The organism is Natroniella acetigena (assembly GCF_023227745.1).
In the GTDB taxonomy this organism is placed as follows: Bacteria; Bacillota; Halanaerobiia; order Halobacteroidales; family Halobacteroidaceae; genus Natroniella; species Natroniella acetigena.
Genome location: NZ_JALKBX010000083.1, coordinates 1 through 6,622 on the forward strand (window position 1 = coordinate 1; position 6,622 = coordinate 6,622).

Genomic DNA, 6,622 nt, shown 5'->3' on the forward strand with positions numbered 1-6,622 from the left:
TGAGAGTCTCACGTACGGTGTGAGGAGGGGGAAAAGCCAGAGATAACACCAAAGGCTTACCTATCTCTATTAATTAAGATTGATATATTTTTCCTTTCAAGTTAACTTTGTAGTAAATGCGAATATAAAAGTAAAGAAATCAAAGATTTAAATGCTAGTAAGAATATTTTGCAACAAGGTTTACAACTACAATGGGCTAATAGATAGATTACATCTACAAGGTCTATCGAACTTTTCGTAAAAACTATAAAAACTATATCCCTACAGGTTCTAAAGAGCTAGAATCCTATGTGAAAATCATAAAAATCATATCTACTGTCGGGCGGATAGGAAGTTAAGCCTTTGGAGGCTCTTTTACCACGACTAGTCTTTGACTAGGAGAGAAGTTGTAAGAACAGTTTACACTTAAGCCTGAGATTAACCGTAAAAAGGCTAGGCTCTATGAATAAGAATCCACGGTGGTTTGCCCCGTGGAGCGTCAAAGAAAAGGGCTCCTTAATAGGAGACTTTTTTTATGGTTATGGAGTTAAATTTTTAGGTTTTATTAATGATTTTTAGAAGTGAGAGAGGTGAAATAGGTGAAAAATCCTAAAGTTAATGTCGATATCAAGAAGGTGATTGCTAATGCTAAAGAAGTAGTAAACTTAGCAGCAGAAAAGGGGATAGAAGTTGTAGGGGTGACTAAATCTGTTTGTGCTAATTTAGAAGTTGCTAAAGCTTTATTAAAAGGAGGAGTAGTGGGATTAGCTGATTCTAGAATTAATAATTTATTATACTTAAGAGAAAATTTAAAATTGGAGCGAGTTCCATTAATGTTGCTTAGAACTCCAATGTTGAGTGAGGTTGAGCAGGTGGTTAAATATGTAGATGTAAGTCTTAATTCAGAATTAAAAATAGTTAAAGCATTAAATGAAGTAGCTAGGGAACAGGAGTTGCTGCACAAGGTTATTTTAATGGTAGATGTTGGTGATAGAAGAGAGGGAGTTATGCCTGATAATGTAATGAAGATAGTTGAAGAGGTACTTCAATTGACTAATATTAAGCTAGTTGGAATAGGAACAAATTTAGCCTGCTTTGGTGGGGTGTTACCTTCTGATGAAAATATGAAAGTTTTGATTGAGTTGAGAGAAAAAATAAATGAAGAGTTTGATGAAAATTTAAAGATAATTTCAGGAGGTAATAGTAGTTCTTTACCTAGATTAAAAGAGAGAGGGTTACCTCCAGAAATCAATCAGTTAAGGGTAGGAGAGACAATTTTGTTAGGGAGAAATGTGACTAATAGAGAGCCTTTTCCTAACACTTTTCAAGATTCTTTCTTGTTAGAAGCAGAGATTATTGAACTTAAAGAAAAGCCTGCTCAATCTGAAGGAAGAATAGGACAAAATGCTTTCGGTGAAAAGGAGATTAGTAGTAAAAAAGGGATTAGAAAGAGAGCTATCTTGGCTGTTGGAAGGCAAGATGTTTTTTTTAAGGGGTTAACTCCGCTGGATAAAGGGGTCAAGATAGAGAGTGCTAGTAGTGATCACTTGATAGTTGATCTAACTGGCTACCGGAAAGATACAACTATAGGTGATAGCTTGAAATTTGAACTAAATTATGCAGCATTATTAAGGGCGATGACATCTCCTTATGTAAAGGTTGATTATAATTAGAGATGAAGAATTTTAAAACGAAACTAAATTGATATAAAGTGGCACTTTGCCACTTTATATCAGTGTACAGTTTACAGTTGATATGGTTTCTATGTTTTTCACGAAAGGTCTTGATAAAGACCTTTAGGGACGGTTGACAGTTAAAACCATTAAAAACTTAAATCAAAATCACTCTAAACCTGCGAACATAAGGCATTTCAGAGGTCTTAATTTTTTAAGGTTTTGATCTTAACTGTAAACTGTTCACTGTACACTGTCAACTCAATTATGTGTCACAAAGTGACACATAATTGTAATATAGGGTTAGATGAAATCAAATTTGAGGACTGATTGTTAAGAGCAGTTCAATTGGAGGTGTTAGATGTTAGAAATAAAGCAAGGGGAAGTCGTGGATATTTTATCCAGGAAAGAAGGAATAACTAAGGTTAAGGTCAAAATTAGTAATATAGAAAAAAAAGGGATTAGTTATGATGATTTAGTGGGCCAAATTGAGGTAGGAGATAAAGTGATGTTAAATACTACCGCTACTTCTTTGCAATTAGGAACTGGTGGATATGATTTTGTTATCTGTATTTTAGATAAAGAGCAGGGCTTGACTGGAGCAGGGCATATTATGAAATTACGTTATACTCCTTATCAGATTAAGGTGAATAGTGTAGAAGAAGAGGGTAATCCTAATCATAAAATGATTAAAGAATTTGTTTCATTAAAGGGTACTCCAGTAATAGTAGGAACTTTGCATAGTATGCTACCAGCTATTACAGTAGCAATTAAAGAGAATAGACCAGAAGTTAAAGTGACATATATTATGACTGATGGAGCTGCTTTGCCACTTAAGCTTAGTCAGTTAGTTTATCAACTGAAAAGTGAGGGTTTAATTGATCATACGATTACTAGTGGGCATGCTTTTGGAGGTGAGTTAGAAGCAGTTAATATTTATTCTTCTCTAATAGCAGCTTATCAGATCAATCAAGCTGATGTGATCGTAGTAGCAATGGGGCCTGGGATTGTTGGAACAGGAACTAAATATGGTTTTAGTGGGGTTGAACAGACTGAGATATTACATGCTGTAAAGAGCTTAGGAGGGGAGCCAATTGCTGTACCTAGAGTCAGTTTCAGTGATTCGCGCAAGAGGCATTATGGCTTGAGCCATCATACAAGAACAACTTTAGGAGAGTTGACTTTAGTTGAAGCTAAAATTGGAATTCCTAAATTTAAAGATCAAAAACGACTGGAAATTATCAAAGAACAGTTGACTAAATTTAAATTAACTACTAAGCACCAAGTTGTTTATAGAGAAGGGGAAGAAATTTTAAACTATTTAGATAAGTTAGATTTTAAAGTTCAGACAATGGGTAGGAATTACCAACAAGCTCGAGAATACTTTATGACAGCAGGTGTAGCAGGATTGCTTGCTAATGAGGAACTAAGGAGGGATTAGATGAAAGATTTAATAGAGAAAACTATTAGTAGTGAGCAGATTTATCAAGGGCAGGTAGTTAACTTAAAGGTTGATCAAGTGCAATTGCCAAATGGAAACAACTCAAAGAGAGAAATTGTAAAACATAGTGGTGGAGTGGCAGTCATTCCTTATCAGGCAGGGAAAGTCACTTTAGTTGAGCAATTTAGAAAGCCAGCTGAAAAAGTAATATTGGAGCTACCAGCTGGAAAATTAGAACCAGATGAAGAGATAGAGCCATGTGCTTTGCGGGAATTAGAAGAAGAGACAGGTTATCAAGCTAGCTCATTGCAGAAATTAACTTCATTTTATACTAGCCCTGGTTTTACTGATGAGGTGATCCATTTGTTTTTAGCAACTGATTTAGAAAAATCTGAGCAGCAGACAGATCCAGATGAATTTATTAAATTAAGAGATCTTAAAATTGAGCAGGTTACTAAGATGCTTGTTGAAGGAGAGTTTGAAGATGCTAAAACAATTATTGGATTACAATATTTATTGTCTATTAGCAAGCAAAAATAAATGATAAGTTGTTAATTTTAGAATGTGAAGTATGTGATTTACGCAAAATAGTAAAGAATTCAAGCTAGAATAATTGGAGTTAAAAAAGCTAAAAATAAATTTATTATTTTGTTGGGGAGGAAAGTATGGAAGAATTTACGAATAATCAAAGACGTTTAGTTACCTTAAATGTTACGTTTAATGCTTCTGGGGCTGCTCGAGCAGCTCGTAAGGGAGATGTAGTTATGATTGTTGATCTGATTGATATGTCAACTACTGCAGAGGCCGCTTTAGATGCAGGAGCTTTAGATGTTTTCGGTGCTAGTCCTGATCATGTTAATGTCCCAGTAGTAATTAATCCAGAGAAGATTGGATATTTTGCTGGAAAAAAAGCTTTAAAATATGATACAGAGATAATAATAGTCACTGAACCAAGGCAAGCAACTGAAGAGGAAAGAAGGAAAAATATACAGTTAGCACTGACAGGAGTAAAACGTTCAGGAGCCCAGGTAGATAATATTTTAGCAAATATAGGATGTGAAGTAACTACTTTAGCTGAATTTAAAGATAAGATTGTCTTATTAATCACTGAATGTGGTGGGGTTGCTTTTGATACAGCTTATAATCATGGTGCCCCTAGAGTTATTACAGGGACTGTAGCTAGAACAATGGATAAAAAAGGGATTAAACCTGCCAAAGATTCAGCTAAACGAGCAATTAAGTTAGCTAAGAAGTATAATACAGGAATTACTTTAGTTGCTGCTAGCTCTAATTCGTATGAGGATGTTTTGGCAGCTGAACATATAGCTAAACTAATAATTGAAGCAGGTTTTTTACAAGTGTAATAAAGTTATTTCTAGCTGACATATTAATTTATAAAAGACTTTATGATTGGCTAGGAGGAAATTAATGATTAACTATAGATATTTAAAGAGAAAAATAGCTCTTTTTTTAGAAAAGAACCTGTTACTTTTATTTTTTATTATAGTTTTTTTTGTAATTGGGATTGTATTTGGAACGCTTGCTGTTAGAACTTTAGATTATGCTCAAAAAAAAGAGTTGGTTGAATATTTAGGAGAATTTATTGTTGAAATTAATCAATTAATGAGAGCGAATAAGCAACTAGTAGCTCAAAATATTATTATCTCTAATTTGAGGTTTACATTTTTATTTTGGCTATTAGGATTAACTATGCTTGGTGCGATATTAATCCCATTTATAATTTTTTTGCGCGGATTTATTATTGGATTTACGGTTGGGTTTTTGCTAGATCAGATGTTTTTACGAGGAATTATATTATCAATAATTTCTGTTTTACCACAAAACATAATATTTTTGCCTAGTTTGCTTTTAGGAGCTTTGGTCAGTATTAGTTTTGCTTTAACTTTAGGCAAAGGAATCTTGATGGGAAGTAGATATAAATTTCGCTTATTAATAACTAATTATTCAATTGTAATGTTAATGATAGGAATTTTACTAGTTATGGCTGGACTTGTAGAAGCTTATATAACACCAATTTTGATTAGAACTATTGCTAATTATATAATTTAAAAATAATATGTCTTTATTCTGAAAATTTACTTATTAATCTTTCTAAAAAGAAGGGATTTGAGTAGAATACTAGAAGTTATATAAAGGTCTGACGTCTAACGAAAGATTTTATTTTAGCATTAGACATTTATAAGGAGGTACTAAAATGAGTAATATTAAAAGAATAAATTTAATTGTACTAGATAGTGTAGGAGTAGGAGCTTTACCAGATGCTAAAAAGTTTGGTGATCAAGGAGTTGCTACATTACCAAACTTGGCCAAAGAGGTTAGAGGGGTTAATTTACCTAATTTAAAACAGTTTGGTTTAGGTAATATTGTAGAAATTGAGGGAGTAGAACCAGAAGAAAATCCTCAAGCTGCTTTTGGTAAGATGGCAGAGTTATCAAACGGAAAAGATACAACGACTGGGCATTGGGAAATAGCAGGTTTGTTGTCATCCGATCCGTTTCCGACTTATCCAGATGGTTTTCCTGAAGAAGTAATGGATCAATTTCACAAAGCGATTGGAAGAGGGAGTTTAGGAAATAAACCTGCATCAGGAACTGTAATTATTGAAGAGTTGGGAGCAGAACATTTAGAGACTGGGAAGCCAATCGTTTATACATCGGCTGATAGCGTTTTTCAGATTGCTGCTCATGAAGATATAATTTCGATTGAAGAACTCTATGACATGTGCCAGAAAGCAAGGGGGATTTTAACAGGCGAGCATGCAGTAGCAAGGGTTATTGCTAGACCTTTTATTGGGGAGCTAGGAGATTTTACTAGAACTTGTCGCCGGAAGGATTACTCACTACAACCTCCAGCCAAGACGGTATTAGATTATCTTAAGGAAGCTGATAAAGAGGTGATGGCTGTAGGAAAGATCGATAATATTTTTGCCGATCAGGGAATTACTCAAGCTGTCCATACAGATAATAATATGGATGGAGTTGATAAGACGCTAAAATATTTACAGGGAAGCGATCAAGAAGGATTAATTTTTGTTAATTTGGTTGATTTCGATCAAAAATATGGTCACCGCAGAGATGCCAACGGTTATGCTCAGGCATTACAAGAGTTTGATCAAAGATTACCTGAATTGATCTCTGCTTTAAATGAAGATGATTTATTAATTTTGACTGCTGATCATGGCTGTGATCCAACTCATAAGGGAAGCGATCATACTAGAGAGTACGTTCCATTGTTAGTTTATGGTGAGCAGGTGAAAGCTGGAGTTGATTTAGGAACTAGAGAGACTTTTAGTGATATTGCAGCGACCATCTCTGATATTTTTGGGATTGAGAAGACTGATAATGGGGTTAGTTTTAAGGATGAAATTCTTTAATTACTGTATGGATAACATACGCGTTAACTTAAGATAATTTTTGATATTATAGGGGCTTCTTTATTACAATTATGGTGTGATCTGTTGCGATATGAAAAGTATCGCCTAGTATTGTGAAGACAATCTACAATAACT

6 protein-coding genes are annotated in these 6,622 nt (G+C 34.1%); all 6 read left to right on the forward strand.

Features of this window, described 5'->3' with window-relative positions:
* Positions 1 to 578: 578 nt before the first annotated feature.
* The gene (locus MWH25_RS12240) at positions 579 to 1,652 is read left to right on the forward strand and encodes an alanine/ornithine racemase family PLP-dependent enzyme (RefSeq protein WP_248627936.1); all 1,074 of its coding nucleotides are present in this window, start codon (positions 579 to 581) and stop codon (positions 1,650 to 1,652) included.
* A gap of 361 nt (positions 1,653 to 2,013) precedes the next feature.
* Positions 2,014 to 3,093 (forward strand): DUF3866 family protein, encoded by a 1,080-nt coding sequence (locus MWH25_RS12245; RefSeq protein WP_248627937.1) that lies wholly within the window; start codon positions 2,014 to 2,016, stop codon positions 3,091 to 3,093.
* The gene (locus MWH25_RS12250; protein ID WP_248627938.1) at positions 3,094 to 3,633 is read left to right on the forward strand and encodes an NUDIX hydrolase; all 540 of its coding nucleotides are present in this window, start codon (positions 3,094 to 3,096) and stop codon (positions 3,631 to 3,633) included.
* 125 nt (positions 3,634 to 3,758) lie between these two features.
* On the forward strand, positions 3,759 to 4,457 hold the full coding sequence (locus MWH25_RS12255; RefSeq protein ID WP_248627939.1) for a hypothetical protein: 699 nt from the start codon (positions 3,759 to 3,761) through the stop codon (positions 4,455 to 4,457).
* Positions 4,458 to 4,521: 64 nt separating this feature from the next.
* A complete protein-coding gene (gene spoIIM / locus MWH25_RS12260; RefSeq protein ID WP_248627940.1) occupies positions 4,522 to 5,163 on the forward strand; it encodes a stage II sporulation protein M in 642 nt (213 codons plus the stop codon).
* A gap of 145 nt (positions 5,164 to 5,308) precedes the next feature.
* A complete protein-coding gene (locus MWH25_RS12265) occupies positions 5,309 to 6,487 on the forward strand; it encodes a phosphopentomutase (RefSeq protein WP_248627941.1) in 1,179 nt (392 codons plus the stop codon).
* The last annotated feature ends 135 nt before the right edge of the window (positions 6,488 to 6,622 follow it).